Below are 16,846 nucleotides of genomic sequence, written 5' to 3' on the forward strand. Positions count from 1 at the left end.
CTATTACTATAACAACAAAAGAATTCAATCCAAAACAAAATGGATGCCTCCTGTTGTATACAGAGAAACATCCATGTGTTAAACTCAATTCAAATTAACGTATGTCCAGAATATTGGGTACATATCAAAATGTGAGTTTTTTTATATTGTAATCATATTTTCAGGTTTGACATATTCATCAAATTCTTCTTCAGTTAACAGTTTTAATTCAAGGATTGCTTCTTTTAAAGTCAAGCCATTTCGATAAGCATATTGACTGGCCTGTCCGGCTTTTTCATAGCCAATTACAGGATTAAGACACGTAACAAGCATCAAAGAATTGTTTAGATTTTCTTCAATTACTTTTTTATTTGGTTTCAGACCAGTTAAACAATGAATTGTAAAAGAATGAATTGAATCGGTTAATAACTGTATGCTTTGATCCAGGTTATAGGCAATCAAGGGCATAAATACATTCAATTCAAAGTTTCCCTGACTGGCCGCAAATCCTATGGCACTGTCATTTCCCATTACCTGAACAGAAACCATTGTCAATGCTTCACATTGTGTTGGATTTACTTTACCGGGCATGATACTGCTTCCTGGTTCGTTTGCTGGAATTTCAATTTCTCCAATTCCACAGCGAGGACCGGATGCAAGCCAGCGAATATCATTTGCGACTTTCATACAGTTGGCAGCTAAAGATTTCAGGGCACCAGAAATAAATACGCAGGCATCTTTGCTTGTTAGTGCATGAAACTTATTATCATCTGGTCTGAATGGAATTTTGGTTTCTGTGGCAATGATATCGTCTACAACCTTGTCAAATCCTTTGGGACAGTTGATTCCAGTTCCTACTGCAGTAGCACCGCATGCCAGTTCATAAACAGAATCCAAAGCCTGTAAAATCTGTTTTTTGTTGTGCTCAAACATCGAACGATATCCGCTGATCTCCTGAGATAAGTATAATGGTGTTGCATCCTGAAGATGAGTTCGACCAATTTTAATAATTCCTTCATTTTCTTTTTCAAGTCTTTTTAAAACCATAATGATTTCATCTAAAACAGGAAGAAGTTCATTGGTGATTTTTGTTGCGATCATAATATGCAATGCAGCTGGAAATGTATCATTTGAGCTTTGACTTTTATTGACTGTATCATTTGGATGCAATATATTTTTTTGAGTGTATTCATTTCCAAGCATAGAAATGACTTCATTTAAATTCATATTGGTTTGGGTACCAGAGCCAGTTTGCCATACATGCAAAGGAAATTGATCCATATACAGACCATTCTGAATTTTTTCACAGATTGTAACGATGGCAGTGCATTGCTCATCCGTAATTTTATTAAAATGAAAATTTGCAAGAGCACATGCTTTTTTTAAAAGAGCAAAACTTTTAATGATTGAAACAGGCATTAATTCTTTTCCAATTTTAAAATTTTCAAGGCTTCTTTGTGTTTGTGATTTCCAGTATTTTGTAGAATCCACTTCAATTTCACCAAGACAATCTTTTTCAATTCGAGTTTTCATTTATTTTCTCCTTCATATCAAAAATAGTTTATCATTTTTTTGAACATTTGTCTGAATATGTTAAAATGTTTTTACGTGAATAGAATCAGGAGGAAAATCTTGTGCGAAAAGTGAAAGCTTATGAAGCATATATTGATGATTACGATTATATCATTGTCTATATGCGAAAAGACTTTTATAACGGAAGGAGTAAATTTTTCTATTTAAAAGATCAGGATGATAATATAATACCTTTAACCATTCGTTATAAAGATCAGTATGAGGGTTTTACAAGATTTAAATTAATTTTTGAACAGGAATTAACAATTGGGAATGAATATTATGTAGTGAATGAATATGGCCGCAGTGTTCTATGTGAGTATGGTCATATTGTGAAGACTTCAAAATTTTATGAGGATTATTTTTATCCAGAAAAAGATCTGGGATTGACCTATTCAAAAAAGAAAGCTGTATTCAAAATATGGGCACCTACTGCTTTAGAAATGAAACTTCGCTTAAAGAAGGATAATAATGAAACGATCCTAAGTATGAATAAGGAAGAAAAAGGTGTTTTTTCATGTACAGTCAATAAGGATTTATTAGGCTATCATTATACATTTATTGTACGAGTAAATGGCAGCTGGAGAGAGGTAGCCGATCCATATTCTTCTTTCTGTGGACCAAATTTACATTATAGTGTGGTGGAAGACATATCAAATTTAAATATGCCAGAAAAGATTGAAACAACTCCTCTAGAATCTTATTGTGATGCGATTCTTTATGAAGCCAGTATTCGTGATTTTACAAGCCAGAAACATATAGGTGTCCATTATCCGAAAACTTTTCATGGTTTTACAGAAGAGAATGAAATTACAAAAAAGAAAGATACTGGATTTACTTATTTAAAATCTTTAGGTATTACTCATGTACAGTTGATGCCATGTTTCTATTTTGGAAGCAAAAACGATCTGCATCCTGATTTAAACTACAATTGGGGATACGATCCAATGCATTATCGGGTTGTAGAAGGAAGCTATTCCATTCATCCTGAAATATGTCAGGAAAGAATACTGGAATTTGCGAAACTGGTACAGGATTGTCATAAGGAAAATATAAAGGTTACCATTGATGTGGTATACAATCATATTTATGTAAAAGAAGATTCGATCCTGGATAATTTAGTACCGAATTATTATTTTTTAATGGATCGGGAAGGAAAGTTCAGCAACGGTAGTTTCTGTGGAAATGATATCGATATGATTGCTCCTATGTCAAAAAAATATTTTCTGGATACGATTGAAAGAATCATAAAATGGTTTGACATAGATGGATTGCGATTTGATTTAATGGGTGTTCTGGATTGTAAATTTATGAATGAAGTAGAAGAACTCTGTCATTCTATAAAACCTGATTTTATGATATATGGAGAAGGCTGGAATATGCCTAGTTTTGTTCCTGAATATTTAAGAGCTTCTCAGAATAATCAGGAAAAAATGCCTCGTATTGCACATTTTTCAGATCGTTTTCGGGAAGTATTCAAAGGTTCGAATGGACAGTTGGATAAAAAAGGATACATTCAGGGCAGTACAGATGAATTAGAACATGTAAAGCAGTGTATGAGTGCATCCTGTCTGGATTATTATTTTGATTCACCTGAAAAAGTGATAAACTACGTAGAATGTCATGATAATCATACTCTCTGGGATAAACTGGCATTCAGCTGCTTCAATGAAGAAGAGGACATTAGAAAGAAAAGACAGGTTTTGGCAAATGCTTTTTGTTTATTAGCACAAGGAATCCCTTTCCTGCATTCTGGTCAGGAATTTTGCAGGACAAAAAAAGGCATTGGTAATTCCTACTGTCGTAAAGATTCTTATAATATGATTGATTATAATCTGCGTAATAAAAATATAGATGTGGTAGAAAATACAAAAGCATTAATTCAAATTCGAAAAAATCATGCATGTTTTCGTTTAAGAACACGAAAAGAATGCAAAGACAATGTTTATTTTTCTACAATAGAAGATGAAGCATTGGTATATAATACAAGAAAAGAGATGGATCATTGTATTGTATTCTTTAATCCAAGTTTAAATCATCATGAATATAAACTAGATAGAAATGTAAAAATATTATTTGATAATGGAAACTGTAATGAATCTAAAACAAATCTTGTTCAGATTGCACCTGTAAGTGTTGTTGTATGCGGTTTCGAATATTAAGCTTGACTAAAAAATAACGATGCTTATAATTGATTACATTAGATAAATAACAAGGAGGACGCCATGGCAATTATTTTAAAAGAACCATCAAGAACTTTTAGTGAGTATTTATTAATCCCTGGATATACATCAGAAAATTGTGTACCTGAAAATGTGAGTTTGAAAACTCCACTTGTGAAATTTAAAAAAGGAGAAGAGCCTGCTCTCTCTTTAAATATCCCTATGGTATCTGCAATTATGCAGTCTGTAAGTGGGCCTGATCTGGCTTGTGCTCTGGCAAGAGAAGGAGGCGTATCTTTTATTTTTGGATCGCAATCCATTGCATCACAGGCAAAAATGGTCGCAAAAGTAAAACAGACAAAGGCAGGATTTGTTCCAAGTGATTCTAATATCAGTCCGGAAAATACATTAGCGGATGTTCTGGCATTAAAAGAAAAAACAGGTCATGCGACAATGGCAGTTACGGAAAATGGCCAGGAAGATGGAAAACTGGTTGGAATTGTGACAAGTCGTGATTATCGTGTTTCTCGTATGGATCGTTCTACAAAAGTAAAAGAATTTATGACTCCATATGAAAAATTAATTGTAGGAAAAGCAGACATTTCTTTATCGGAAGCTAATGATATTATTTGGGAGCATAAATTAAATCAGCTTCCAATCGTTGATGAAGATCAGCATTTAGTTGCTTTTGTATTCCGTAAAGATTATGAATCGCATAAAGATCATCCGCTGGAATTGCTGGATAATCAGAAACGCTATATTGTTGGAGCCGGAATTAATACAAGAGATTATGAAAAACGTGTACCTGCACTGATTGAAGCAGGAGCGGATGTACTATGTATTGACTCTTCTGAAGGGTATTCATGCTGGCAGGCAAATACGATCAAATGGATCCGAGACAATTATGGAGATTCTGTAAAAGTTGGAGCCGGTAACGTTGTGGATGGAGATGGATTCCGATTCCTGGCGGATGCAGGTGCAGACTTTATCAAAATTGGTATTGGTGGAGGTTCCATCTGTATCACTCGTGAACAGAAAGGAATTGGACGTGGACAGGCAACTGCTACTTTAGATGTCGCAAAAGCACGTGATGAGTACTATAAAGAAACAGGAGTATACGTTCCAATCTGTTCAGACGGTGGTATCGTTCACGATTATCATATTACTTTAGCTTTGGCATTTGGTGCCGATTTTGTGATGCTGGGAAGATATTTTGCTCGTTTTAAAGAAGCTCCAAATAAATTGGTTTCGGTAAATGGAAACTATATGAAAGAATATTGGGGAGAAGGAAGTGCCCGTGCACGTAACTGGCAGCGTTATGATGTTGGTGGCGATGCGAAGATGTCTTTTGTGGAAGGGGTTGACTCTTATGTCCCTTATGCAGGATCATTGAAAGAAAACGTATCTTTAACTTTATCAAAAGTTAGACATACAATGTGCAACTGTGGATGTTTATCCATTCCAGAACTGCAGAAAAACGCAAAAGTTACCTTGGTTTCTTCTACAAGTATTGTAGAAGGTGGAGCCCATGACGTTGTTGTTCGTGATCAGAACTTTGATGCCAGAGAAAAATAAAGAATTAAGCTTACCCTCTTAAATAGAGGGTTTTTTTTTGCTTAGTTGTCGCTTCAACTATCTCATGTTAGAATGTTTCTATGAAACAGAATGATTTATTTATGGATTCAAGCATTCTCTATCGTACTACACAAAAGTATTTTGATAGAGAACTTCAGCAATTTCAGTTAACCTACGCACAGCTTCCTGTTTTAATTATGGTTTATGAAAACGAAGGAATTTCTATGCAGGAAATTGCTTTTCAGGGAAAATATGATAAAGGAACCATTACAAAAAATGTTCAGAAGCTGGAATCTTTAGGTTATTTAGAAGTGATTCATTCCAGTAAAGACAAACGTTCAAAAGAATTGTATACTACTTTGAAAGCTAAAGAAATTATGTCAAATGTATACGAAGTACGAAGAAACTGGTGGAAACAGCTAAATGCGAATATGACAGACCAGGATATAGAACAATTTTCTCATTATTTTTTGAATTTAAGTGAAAATGCGAAAAAGTTAGTGGATTTTAATGATACATCCATTAAATTTTATTATCATCAGAAAGTAAATCTGAATATATATCCTAATAAAATTGCGACTGTATTCTATACGGGAGGATGTAATTTTCAATGTAAGACATGTTTTCATCCAGAATATGTTTTTATAAGGCAGAATATGCAGGAAATAAAAGAAGAAGATATTTATTCATTTCTGCAGAAAAGAAATAAAATGATTCAGGCTATATGTATTTGTGGAGGAGAACCTTGTATGCATCCTCAATTGTCTGAATTTTTATCTTATGGGAAATCGTTAGGATACAAAATCTGCATCAGTACCAATGGAAGCTATCCGGATACTTTAAAATCCTGGATTGAAGATGAACTTGTGGATTATGTTATTTTAAATATTAAACAGGCACCTGAATTTTATTCTCAGGCTATTGGATTAAATGAATACAATTGTGAAAAAATTGAAGAAACCATACAATATCTTAAAAAGAACAATTTGGATTATCGGTTTGAAATTACATTAAATCACGACATTCACGATTCATCAAAAGTTCAGGCAATGGCAAAATGGTTAAAATCCGATACAGAATGTATTTTATATTCATGGAATGTAGAAGATGAAAGCATGAAACAATATGAAAAAATATTTAAAACGTATTTGCCAAATACAAAGATAGGGGAATTAAAATGATTTCAGTAGAAAAAAGAGACGGAAAGATTGTAAAATTAGACATTCAGAAAATATACAATGCCATTGAAAAAGCGTTTCAGTCCATACCACTGGACAGCGATACTTCTATTCTGGATTTTCTTGTGTTAAAAGTTACTGCTGATTTTCAGTCGAAAGTAAAAGATGGCATTATTAGTGTTGAAGATATACAGGACAGTGTTGAAAGAGTCTTATCACAGGCAGGATATTCACAGGTTTGTAAAGCTTATATTTTGTATCGCAAACAAAGAGAAAACATTCGACAATTGAAGAAAAGCAGTGATCAGTATATGTCGATCATTGATTCTTATTTGAATGATGGGGATTGGAGAAATACAGAAAACTCTATGGATTCTTATTCGATTGGAGGATTGATTTTTTCCAATTCAGGAGCTTTGATCAGTCAGTACTGGTTGTCTCAGGTTTATGATGATGAAATCTGTAAAGCTCATAGCCAGGGAGACATACACATTCACGATCTGGATATGTTAACAGCGGATTGCGCAGGATGGTCACTGGAACAGATCATTCAGAGAGGTCTGATTGGAGTTTCAAGAAATATCAGTGCAAAACCATGCAGACATTTGTATACCTTATGTTCTCAACTGGTAAATTTTATCAGTATTGTACAGAATGAATGGGCAGGGGCTCAAAGTTTAATCAGTTTTGATACATATCTGGCTCCATTTGTGAAAATTGATTGTTTAAGCTATGACGAAATCTATAAATGCATGGAAAACTTTATATATGGAATCAATATGCCCAGTCGAAGAAGTTCAACGGTTCCTTTCACAAATATCATTTTAGACTGGACTGTACCTGAATGGATGAAGGATAAAGAAGTTGAAATACAGAATCAGAAACAAGGTTTTTATTATAAAGACTGTCAGAATGAAATGAACCAGATCAATCAGGCATTGATGGAAATTTTTCTGAAGGCTTCCCATAATGAAAGAGGATTTCAATTTCCAATCCCTACAATACGAATTCATCCGGATTTTGATTTTAATTCAGGAATTCATACGAAAACCTTATTTGAATTAAGTGCAAAGTATGGTTTGCCTCATTTTGAAAATGTGAAGAAAAATAAAGAGACAATTCATTCTTACAAAGATTTTATATTTGATCCGAATCTCTTGACCAAAAAAGCAGGTGGTTATTTTGGATATGGAGAAAATATGGGAAGTATTGGTTGTGTTACGATAAATTTAGGCAAGATGGCTTATCTTTCAAAAAACGAAGCGGATTTTTTTAAAAGATTAGAACATACTTTAAATGTTTGTGCGCGTTCATTGCATGTAAAAAGACAAGTATTAAATCAGTTTTTAAATCGAGGACTTTATCCATATACAAAACAGTATCTTGGGACTTTTGATAACCATTTTTCAACCATTGGAATCATAGGTATGGAGGAAATGTTAATGTTATCAAATTGGATCGATGGAGATATGACAAGTGAAAGCGGAATCTTTTTTTCAAAAAAAGTGTTTACGTTTATCAAAGAAAAACTGGTTGTTTATCAGAAACAGTATAAGGAACCCTTTAATTTAGATGCAACACCAGCTGAAGGTGTTTCCTATCGGTTTGCAAAACTGGATCGTCAATTTTTAAATAAATTATATTATACCAACTCTTCAAATTGTGCAGTGGATGCCACTAATGACGTCTTTGAAGCTTTAGACATTCAAAATCAGATTCAAGGAGAATATACAGCAGGAACTTTATTTGATATTTATTTGAAAAAACGCATTTCTTCAAGTGAAAACGCGAAAAATCTGGTGGAGACAATCTGTAATAATTATTCCATTCCCTGTTTCACATTATCGCCTGTCTATTCTTATTGTTTAGAACATGGATATTTAACTGGAGAACAGTCGATTTGTCCTTTTTGCAAAACGAAAACGGAAATTTATTCAAAAGTGGCAGGATACTATCGCTGTCTGGAAGAATGGAATGATGGGAAAAAACAGGAATATCATGATCGTGTAAAATTTGAAGTGGAATAAAGTAAATTGCTTGTGAAAATATAAAAGTTTTCACTTGATAATTTTTCACAAACAACCTATTATTGAAGTGGAGGATTGTTATGAGAAGTGTACCTAAAGCAACATTACAGCGATATCCTATCTATTTGAAAGCGCTTAATCGATTGGAAAAAAATGGCATTGAAAGAGTTATGTCAAAAGAATTGGCTTTAATGGTAGACATTGAACCAACCACAATCCGTAGAGATTTTTCTTTTTTAGGAAATTTAGGAAAACAGGGATATGGTTACAGTGTTAAAAAACTGATTGAAATTTTCAATAAACAATTAGGAGTCAATTTTGATGAAAAAATAATATTGGTTGGTGCAGGTAATTTAGGAAGCGCTTTATTGAATTATAATAAATGGGATTATGTTGTGGGAGAAATTGCATGTGGATTTGATGTGGATGAAAAGAAATGTGGAGAACATTTTGGTGTTCAGATTTATCCTATGGATCAGCTGGAAACAAAAATTCCTGCAGGTTGCCATATTGCCATTTTAACGATTTCTCATCATGTACAGGAAACCGTGAATCGTTTGGTTGAATGTGGAATTACCGGAATTGTAGATTTTACACATCAGCATATATCGGCTCCAAAAGGGGTTGTCATAAAAGCAATTGATGTGGTATCATCAATACAAGAATTGGTTTTTTCAACAAATTCGATGAATCAGAAAGCAATGAAGTAAAAGTCCTCTAAAACGGAAAGTAGAGAGTCTGTGGCTGGTGAAAACAGACAGATGGATTAGAAGGGTAACAGTTACTTGGCTGAACTGGAGAAATTAAGTAGACAGTTCCGTTTGGTGCGTTAAACCATTGAGTCGTTTCTTTTCGAAAAAAGAGGATGGTACCGCGGTTTAAATCGTTCCTTGACAGGAACGTTTTTTTTTAGGAGGAAGGAAAAAATGTTAGTAAAAAAATTAAAAGAAACTTATGAAAGTATGGATCAGCAAAACATTTGTATACAGGGATGGGTTCGTACCAATCGAAATTCCAAAGCAGTAGGCTTTATTGAATGCAACGATGGAACAACTTTTTCAAATGTTCAGATTGTTTACAGTACAGATCTGGAAAATTTCAATGAAGTTTCTAAAATTACATTGGGATCAGCTATTGAAGTGGAAGGAACTTTGGTTTTAACTCCACAGGGAAAACAGCCATTTGAAATCCAGGCAAAAAAAGTCAGCGTATTGGGATTAAGTGAACATGATTATCCACTGCAGAAAAAAAGACACAGTTTTGAATACATGCGTGAAATTCCACATGTAAGACCACGTGCTAATACATATTATGCCATGTTTCGTTTGCGTTCGGTATTAAGTATGGCCATTCATACTTTTTTCCAGTCCAGAGGTTTTGTTTATGTGCATACTCCTGAAATTACCGGAAACGATGCAGAAGGAGCTGGAGAATGTTTTACAGTAACCTGTCGAAAAGATGATCAGTATGAAAAAGATTTTTTTGGAAAACATGCACAGTTAACGGTATCGGGACAATTGCATGTAGAACCATTCGCTTTAGCTTATCGTAATGTATATACATTTGGACCTACATTCAGAGCGGAAAATTCAAATACGACTCGGCATGCTTCCGAATTCTGGATGATTGAACCAGAGATGGCATTTGCTGATTTGAGTGATGATATGGATTGTATTGAAGAAATGATTAAATACTGTATTCAGTACTGTCTTGAAAACGCATCCGAAGAAATGGCTTTCTTTGAAAAGATGATTGATAAAGACTGCATTCAAAGAGTCACAAAAGTTATGAATTCTCATTTTAAACGAATGACTTATACAGAGGCTATTGAACATTTAAAAGAAGCAAAAGATCAGTTTGAAAATCAGGATATCTTCTGGGGAATGGATCTGCAGAGTGAACATGAACGCTATATCTGTGAAAAAGTTGTAAATGGACCTGTATTTTTAACAGATTATCCAAAAGATATCAAAGCCTTTTATATGCGTATAAATGAAGATGGAAAGACTGTGGCTGCCTGTGACTTGCTTGTTCCTTATGTTGGGGAACTTGTTGGAGGATCTCAGCGTGAGGAACGTTATGATGTTCTGGTCAATCGTATGAAAGAAATGAATATGGAACAGGAAACTCTACAGTGGTATCTGGATTTAAGACGCTTTGGAGGATGTAAACACTCTGGATTTGGTCTGGGATTTGATCGAATGCTTATGTATTTAAGTGGCGTTCAAAACATTCGTGATGTACAACCTTATCCACGTACACCAAGAAATCTTGTATTTTAAAAAATCGAGGGGAATTATCCCTCGATTTTTAAATAGGCTTCTTTTTCATTATATACGACATGTGCCATTGCTCCATTGATCAAAGTAAAAGAAGGTTTAACATGGCCAATATCCATATTATAGATAACAGGAATATCATTTATTGCCTTTTGAATGGCATCTTTATAGGATAAATCAATATAACTACTTTTAAAAGCAACTTTTCCAATACAGATGGCACTGCATGTATCAAACCAGCCAGCATTTTTAAATTGTAATAAAGTCAGATATAAGCTTTCTGCTGTCATATTAAATACATCAAAATACCATATAACCGATTCAAACTGATTCACAAAAGAGAGAGTATGATCAAATCGGGTTCCAATCACATCTTTTAAACATTCAATGCAGCCACCAATCAAAACTCCTTTTGCATCTACATTTCCATTTATTTGGATCCATTCATTTTTCTTTTTAAAACTGTCACTGAAAGGAGGATCTTCACAATATGGATATTGTTTCTGATAAACGGTTTTCCCTTTTAAAATGTCAAAAAACGTATATAGGGAAGGATGCATTTTTCCATTAAAACCAGACATGTTACATGGAGTATACATTGTGGCAATATTTAAACAGGTTGTAATGGTAAAAAGTAAACTGGTTGGATCGGAAGAACCAATGATCCATTTCGGATGATTTGAAATGGAATGAAAATCTACATAAGGCAGCATATCATATAAAAAATCACCACCGGATGCAATCGCAATGCATTTTATGGAATCGTCTTCTACAAGCTGATTTAATTCAATGGCTCTTTGTTTAGAAGAGGAAGAGACCACTCCGTTTGTGTAAACATTTTTTGTCTCAAGGATCCCAAATCCCTGTGCCTTTATATTGGAAATGGAATCTTTATATTTATCAATTTTATCCAGGATCCCACAACTGCAGGCAGTAATACCAATTGTGTCTCCTTCTTTTAAATAGTCTGGAATTTTCATAGAACACCTCTACACAAAAGAATATCATACTTATCATTCTTTTTCTTGTGTTTTTTGTATATAATAGATACATGAAAAATTTAAGTAATCTAAAGAAATATCCGAAAATACTTATTGGTCTTGTTTTAGCTGTTTCAATTGGAGCCATCAGTATTTTTTTATATATGAATCGTGTAACAGACATTGATAAGATGAGTATGACATACGATCAGGTATTTGATACCAATATCTTATCTCAAAATATTACAACTTCTTTTAAGCAGACCTATCAGTTAAAAGATTATACGGTCTATGGTGAAAATCTAATGTTGTATGAAGAACAATACTCAACAGAAAGTACCGATAAACTTTTAGGTAAAAATGTTCTTTTAAAAAATCTGGTCAATAATCAGGAATTTATTTTTACATTTTCTGGAGGTGTGGATTCGGGAATTGATTTGTCACAATTGGATGAAGGATTATACGAAATCTATGTTTATGATCATTATAAACAGAAAAGAGTGTATTTTTCAGAAGAATTTGTATCAGAAAAATTTACAACAATGCGTCGAAATGAAACTGTAAAAACAGTCACCTTACATACAGAAAGGGATTTTTTATCCGGTATAGATGTAAAGATGGAGAAAAATTATGCTTTTTTAATGGTAATGGATAATACTCCTATATCCAGCATTTATGATATTGTACTGGATCCATGTGGAAATACCATTGATATCACATCCAATTCTGTTGATTACGGATATTCCAATGAAAAAATCAGTGAAGCACAGTCTTCTTATGAACTGGCTTTGATGGTAAAAGAAGAACTGGAAAAATATGGATTGCGTGTATTGATTCCAAGAGAACAGGATGAAGATCTGTCTTATTATGGATCCAACAGTCGTGTTGGTAAAGGATATGAGTCTAATGCGAAAGTATTCATTTCCTTAGGAATGGTAGCAGATGATACCATTGTATACCCATATATCATTACTTCACCTTATACTAATGCATTGCTGGCAAATGAAATTGCGTATTATATGAAAGGACATGGAATCAGTATGACTCCTGTGTCGACCGAATCCAGATTGCAGGAAGGGGTCTGTTTTGATGTGATTTATCAGGGAGAACAGGGGGATGATTTTACTTCCTGGGAAATGTATCCACAAATTCGAGAATCTGGTGGAAAATCGACATTTGCAGGGCAGGTAGCTCATGCTTCAGAAAATAAGATTTATGCCGATTCTTATGGAATGTATGGTTTGTATTTTACATATGCAAATATAAATGTGGATGAAAGTATAGACTATTATTTATCAAATAAAGAAAAGATCGCAAAAAATCTTTCTAAAGGAATACTTCAGTATTTTAGAGTCGAAAAACAAGAGAAATAGGTCACTTATAAGTGACCGCTTTTTTAGGAGGAAATGATGAAATTACAGTTGAGTCATGTTAAAAAATCATATGGCACACAGGATGTATTAATAGATGCGAATTTATTGATCAAAGATCATGAAAAAGTTGCTTTAGTTGGTAGAAATGGTTGTGGAAAAAGCACATTGTTAAAAATTATCTGTCATCAGGAATCTATGGATGAAGGGAATTTAACGATTCCACAAGATGTAAAAATTGGATATTTATCCCAGATTACATTCTTAGATGAACATAGAACGGTGCATGAAGAATTGCTGGATGTATTTAAATACGTTAGAGAAATTGAAAACCAGTTAAATCAGCAGGCAAAAGTACTGGAAACCAACTCCAGTGAAAAAGAATTGGAAAAATATGCTCTTCTACAGCATAAATTTGAATCTTTAAATGGGTATAATTATGAAGTGGAATTAAAAAATGTATTTTTTCACTTTCAATTTACCCAGGAGGATCTGAAAAAACAGTTGTGTGAATTTTCTTCTGGACAGAAAACACGAATTGCTTTAGTAAAGCTTCTGCTGTCGAAACCAGATGTTTTACTTCTTGATGAACCAACCAATCATCTGGATCTGGAATCCATCGAATGGCTTGAAAATTATATTCAGCACTATCCAAGTGCTGTCATACTGGTAAGTCATGATCGTATGTTCCTGGATCATGTAATTGATGAAGTTATTGAAATTGAATTTGGTAGAACCACTCGATATGTTGGCAACTATTCTCATTATGTAAAAGCAAAAGAAGAATACTTAATAAAAAACCATGATGCTTATATTCGACAGCAGCAGGAAATACAAAGATTAGAAACATTGATTGAGAAATTTCGATATAAAAAGAATAAAGCGGCTTTTGCCAAATCTAAACAGAAATATTTAGATCGAATGGATCGCATTGAAGATAGCAAATCCGATCAGTCTATGATGAAGGCAGCATTTTCTTCTTTCAGAAAGGGAGGAAAACAGGTGCTGGAAGTGGATCATCTAAAAGTTGGATATGATACTGTTTTAAGCGATGTAAGCTTTACACTGATGCAGCATCAGAGAATGGGGATTGTCGGAAGAAATGGAATTGGAAAAAGTACATTGATCAAAACACTGGTAAACCAGATACCATCATTGGGTGGTCAGTTTCGATTTGGACATCAGATTGATATCGGGTATTTTGATCAGGAAAGTGCACAGATGAGTTCAGATAAAAATGTCCTGGACGAATTATGGGATGAAAATACGGAAGCAACACAAACGGAAATTCGTAATACACTTGCCAGTTTTCTGTTTACACAGGATGAAGTATTTAAAGATGTTTCTAATTTATCCGGTGGAGAAAAAGTGCGACTTGCCCTGGCAAAATTAATGATGGATCATGATAATCTGCTGATTCTGGATGAACCAACCAATCATCTGGATATACCCAGCAAAGAAGCTTTAGAAAAGGCACTTGAAAACTATGATGGTACCTTATTGTTTGTAAGTCACGATCGTATGTTTTTAAAGAAAATGGCCAGTCGAATTCTGGAAATGGATCAGGAATCGAAAGTCTATGACTTAACTTATGAAGAATATTGCCAGAAAAAAATAGAGAATACATTAATCGAATCTGTAAAAGTAGAAAAAAATGAAAGTCAAAAGACTTTCCAAGATATGAAAGCATTAAAAAATAGAGTTGTTAAACTGGAAAATTTATTAGAAGAAGCGGAAAAAGATCTGGAAGCTTTAAGAGAATTAAGATTTGAACCAGAATATTATCAGGATTTTCAGAAAATGGACCAGCTGAATGAATGCATTGATCTAAAACATAATGAAATTAATTCTTTGATGAAAGAATGGGAAGAGAAAATGCAGATACTGGAAGAACATTAAATGTTCTAAATAGGGTCAGACTATTTACAATTTGTCGAAAATGATTTAAACTAATAGCGGTATGAAAAATTAGAAAAAGGAGATAAAAATGAATCTTTCAGCACTTCAAAAAGCAAGATATGCGTATGTTCCAAAATTACCTGGAATGTTAAGACATGGGATTTCAGAAATCTGTGTAAAAGAAGGATTGGAAACACAAAGTGTTGCCGATCAGGAAAAAATCAAAGCTTTATTCCCTAATACATATGGTAAAAAAGAAATCACATTCCAAAAGGGAGAAAATACATCAGAAGCTAAAAAACAGGTTGTAGGTGTTATTCTTTCTGGTGGACAGGCTCCAGGTGGTCATAATGTTATTTGTGGATTATATGACGCATTAAAAGCAACAAACAAAGAAAATGTTCTTTATGGATTTAAAAAAGGACCTAGTGGATTATTAGAAGATGATTATTTGATTTTCGATGATGCTTATATTGATGAATACAGAAATACAGGTGGATTTGATATCATTGGTTCTGGAAGAACAAAATTAGAAACAAAAGAACAGTTTGCAGTTGCAGCTGAAGTTTGTAAAAAACATGGAATCACTGCAATTGTTATTATTGGTGGAGATGATTCCAATACAAATGCAGCTGTATTAGCTGAATATTTTGCTGCAAATAATACAGGTGTTCAGGTTATCGGTTGTCCAAAAACAATTGATGGAGACCTGAAAAACGAAGATATTGAATGTTCTTTTGGATTCGATACAGCTACTAAAACATATAGTGAAGTTATCGGAAATATCGAAAGAGATGCAAACTCTGCTAAAAAATATTGGCACTTTATCAAAGTTATGGGACGTTCTGCTTCTCACGTAGCTTTGGAATGTGCTCTGGAGACACAGCCAAACATCTGTTTAATTTCAGAAGAAGTGGCAGCTAAAAAAATGTCTTTATCTCAAATTGCAGACTATATTGCAGATTCTGTTGAAAAACGTGCCGCAAATGGAGATAACTTTGGGGTTGCAATCATTCCTGAAGGTGTCGTTGAATTTGTTCCTGAATTCTCTGTATTAATTTCAGAAATCAATGAATTATTAGCAGGTGCAAAAGCGGATGCATTCAATGCATTACCAACATGGAAAGACAAATATGCATTTATCGAACAAGGTTTATCAAAAGAATCAATGGCTGTATTCGAAATTCTTCCAGAAGGAATTCAACAGCAATTGTTCTTAGAAAGAGATCCACATGGAAACGTTCAGGTTTCTTTAATTGAATCTGAAAAATTATTCTCTGCTCTTGTTAAAGACAAATTGGAAGAAAGAAGAAAAGCAGGAACTTATACTGGTAAGTTTAATGCATTACATCATTTCTTTGGTTATGAAGGAAGATGTGCATTCCCATCTAACTTTGATGCTGACTACTGTTATTCATTAGGATACAATGCATTCATGTTAATTCAGTATGGATACAATGGATATTTATCAAAAGTATCTAATTTATCAAAACCTGCTGAAGAATGGATTGCTGGTGGTATGCCTATCACTAAGATGATGAATATTGAAAGAAGACATGGAGAAGACAAACCAGTTATCAAAAAAGCGCTTGTTGAATTAGATGGAAAACCATTCAAATTCTTTGAAGCACATAGAGATCAATGGGCAGTTGAAACAGCTTATACGTATCCAGGAGCTATCCAGTATTATGGACCAGCTGAAGTATGTGACTTAACAACTCGTACATTGGCTTTAGAAAAAGGTGAATAATATTTCTTTGTCATGATAACACCCGAAATTCGGGTGTTTTTTTTTAAAAAATATATGAGATACTATAAATAGAAT

At 33.7% G+C, this 16,846-nt stretch carries 11 protein-coding genes; 9 read left to right on the forward strand and 2 right to left on the reverse strand.

What is annotated here, in order from left to right:
• Positions 1-141 precede the first annotated feature (141 nt).
• A complete protein-coding gene (gene fumC, locus FYJ50_RS03930; protein WP_154459724.1) occupies positions 142-1,512 on the reverse strand; it encodes a class II fumarate hydratase in 1,371 nt (456 codons plus the stop codon).
• 101 nt (positions 1,513-1,613) lie between these two features.
• On the opposite strand from fumC, the gene pulA reads away from it, so the two are divergent.
• The 6 genes from pulA (at position 1,614) to asnS (ending at position 10,775) form a co-directional block, all read left to right on the forward strand.
• Positions 1,614-3,713, forward strand: a complete 2,100-nt coding sequence (gene pulA, locus FYJ50_RS03935; RefSeq protein WP_338082994.1) for a type I pullulanase — start codon at positions 1,614-1,616, stop codon at positions 3,711-3,713.
• A gap of 63 nt (positions 3,714-3,776) precedes the next feature.
• Complete coding sequence (locus FYJ50_RS03940; protein WP_154459725.1) at positions 3,777-5,288, forward strand: IMP dehydrogenase; 1,512 nt, start codon at positions 3,777-3,779, stop codon at positions 5,286-5,288.
• Positions 5,289-5,368: 80 nt separating this feature from the next.
• On the forward strand, positions 5,369-6,469 hold the full coding sequence (locus FYJ50_RS03945; protein ID WP_154459726.1) for an anaerobic ribonucleoside-triphosphate reductase activating protein: 1,101 nt from the start codon (positions 5,369-5,371) through the stop codon (positions 6,467-6,469).
• Positions 6,466-8,493 (forward strand): ribonucleoside triphosphate reductase, encoded by a 2,028-nt coding sequence (locus tag FYJ50_RS03950; RefSeq protein ID WP_154459727.1) that lies wholly within the window; start codon positions 6,466-6,468, stop codon positions 8,491-8,493. The genes FYJ50_RS03945 and FYJ50_RS03950 overlap by 4 nt, the downstream gene beginning before the upstream one ends.
• A gap of 74 nt (positions 8,494-8,567) precedes the next feature.
• The gene (locus FYJ50_RS03955) at positions 8,568-9,203 is read left to right on the forward strand and encodes a redox-sensing transcriptional repressor Rex (protein ID WP_276984003.1); all 636 of its coding nucleotides are present in this window, start codon (positions 8,568-8,570) and stop codon (positions 9,201-9,203) included.
• A gap of 216 nt (positions 9,204-9,419) precedes the next feature.
• On the forward strand, positions 9,420-10,775 hold the full coding sequence (gene asnS, locus FYJ50_RS03960; protein ID WP_154459729.1) for an asparagine--tRNA ligase: 1,356 nt from the start codon (positions 9,420-9,422) through the stop codon (positions 10,773-10,775).
• Positions 10,776-10,789: 14 nt separating this feature from the next.
• On the opposite strand, the gene FYJ50_RS03965 is transcribed toward asnS, so the two are convergent.
• Positions 10,790-11,752, reverse strand: a complete 963-nt coding sequence (locus tag FYJ50_RS03965) for a S66 family peptidase (protein ID WP_154459730.1) — start codon at positions 11,750-11,752, stop codon at positions 10,790-10,792.
• 71 nt (positions 11,753-11,823) lie between these two features.
• Between FYJ50_RS03965 and FYJ50_RS03970 the strand changes: the two genes are divergently transcribed.
• The 3 genes from FYJ50_RS03970 (at position 11,824) to FYJ50_RS03980 (ending at position 16,771) form a co-directional block, all read left to right on the forward strand.
• Positions 11,824-13,125, forward strand: a complete 1,302-nt coding sequence (locus FYJ50_RS03970) for an N-acetylmuramoyl-L-alanine amidase CwlD (protein ID WP_154459731.1) — start codon at positions 11,824-11,826, stop codon at positions 13,123-13,125.
• Between the two features lie 36 nt (positions 13,126-13,161).
• Positions 13,162-15,021, forward strand: coding sequence for an ABC-F family ATP-binding cassette domain-containing protein (locus FYJ50_RS03975; protein ID WP_154459732.1), 1,860 nt, complete (start codon positions 13,162-13,164; stop codon positions 15,019-15,021).
• Positions 15,022-15,109: 88 nt separating this feature from the next.
• Complete coding sequence (locus FYJ50_RS03980; RefSeq protein ID WP_154459733.1) at positions 15,110-16,771, forward strand: diphosphate--fructose-6-phosphate 1-phosphotransferase; 1,662 nt, start codon at positions 15,110-15,112, stop codon at positions 16,769-16,771.
• The last annotated feature ends 75 nt before the right edge of the window (positions 16,772-16,846 follow it).

Origin of the sequence: Floccifex porci (genome assembly GCF_009696175.1) — a bacterium.
GTDB lineage: Bacteria > Bacillota_I > Bacilli_A > Erysipelotrichales > Erysipelotrichaceae > Floccifex > Floccifex porci.

What these genes read in the sequence shown, in the direction of transcription:
- FYJ50_RS03950 (WP_154459727.1), top strand. Translation starts at nt 6,466, where the DNA reads ATGATTTCAGTAGAAAAAAGAGACGGAAAGATTGTAAAATTAGACATT.
- FYJ50_RS03945 (WP_154459726.1), top strand. Translation starts at nt 5,369, where the DNA reads ATGAAACAGAATGATTTATTTATGGATTCAAGCATTCTCTATCGTACT.
- fumC (WP_154459724.1), bottom strand. Translation starts at nt 1,512, where the DNA reads ATGAAAACTCGAATTGAAAAAGATTGTCTTGGTGAAATTGAAGTGGAT.
- FYJ50_RS03940 (WP_154459725.1), top strand. Translation starts at nt 3,777, where the DNA reads ATGGCAATTATTTTAAAAGAACCATCAAGAACTTTTAGTGAGTATTTA.
- asnS (WP_154459729.1), top strand. Translation starts at nt 9,420, where the DNA reads ATGTTAGTAAAAAAATTAAAAGAAACTTATGAAAGTATGGATCAGCAA.
- FYJ50_RS03970 (WP_154459731.1), top strand. Translation starts at nt 11,824, where the DNA reads ATGAAAAATTTAAGTAATCTAAAGAAATATCCGAAAATACTTATTGGT.
- FYJ50_RS03965 (WP_154459730.1), bottom strand. Translation starts at nt 11,752, where the DNA reads ATGAAAATTCCAGACTATTTAAAAGAAGGAGACACAATTGGTATTACT.
- FYJ50_RS03975 (WP_154459732.1), top strand. Translation starts at nt 13,162, where the DNA reads ATGAAATTACAGTTGAGTCATGTTAAAAAATCATATGGCACACAGGAT.
- FYJ50_RS03980 (WP_154459733.1), top strand. Translation starts at nt 15,110, where the DNA reads ATGAATCTTTCAGCACTTCAAAAAGCAAGATATGCGTATGTTCCAAAA.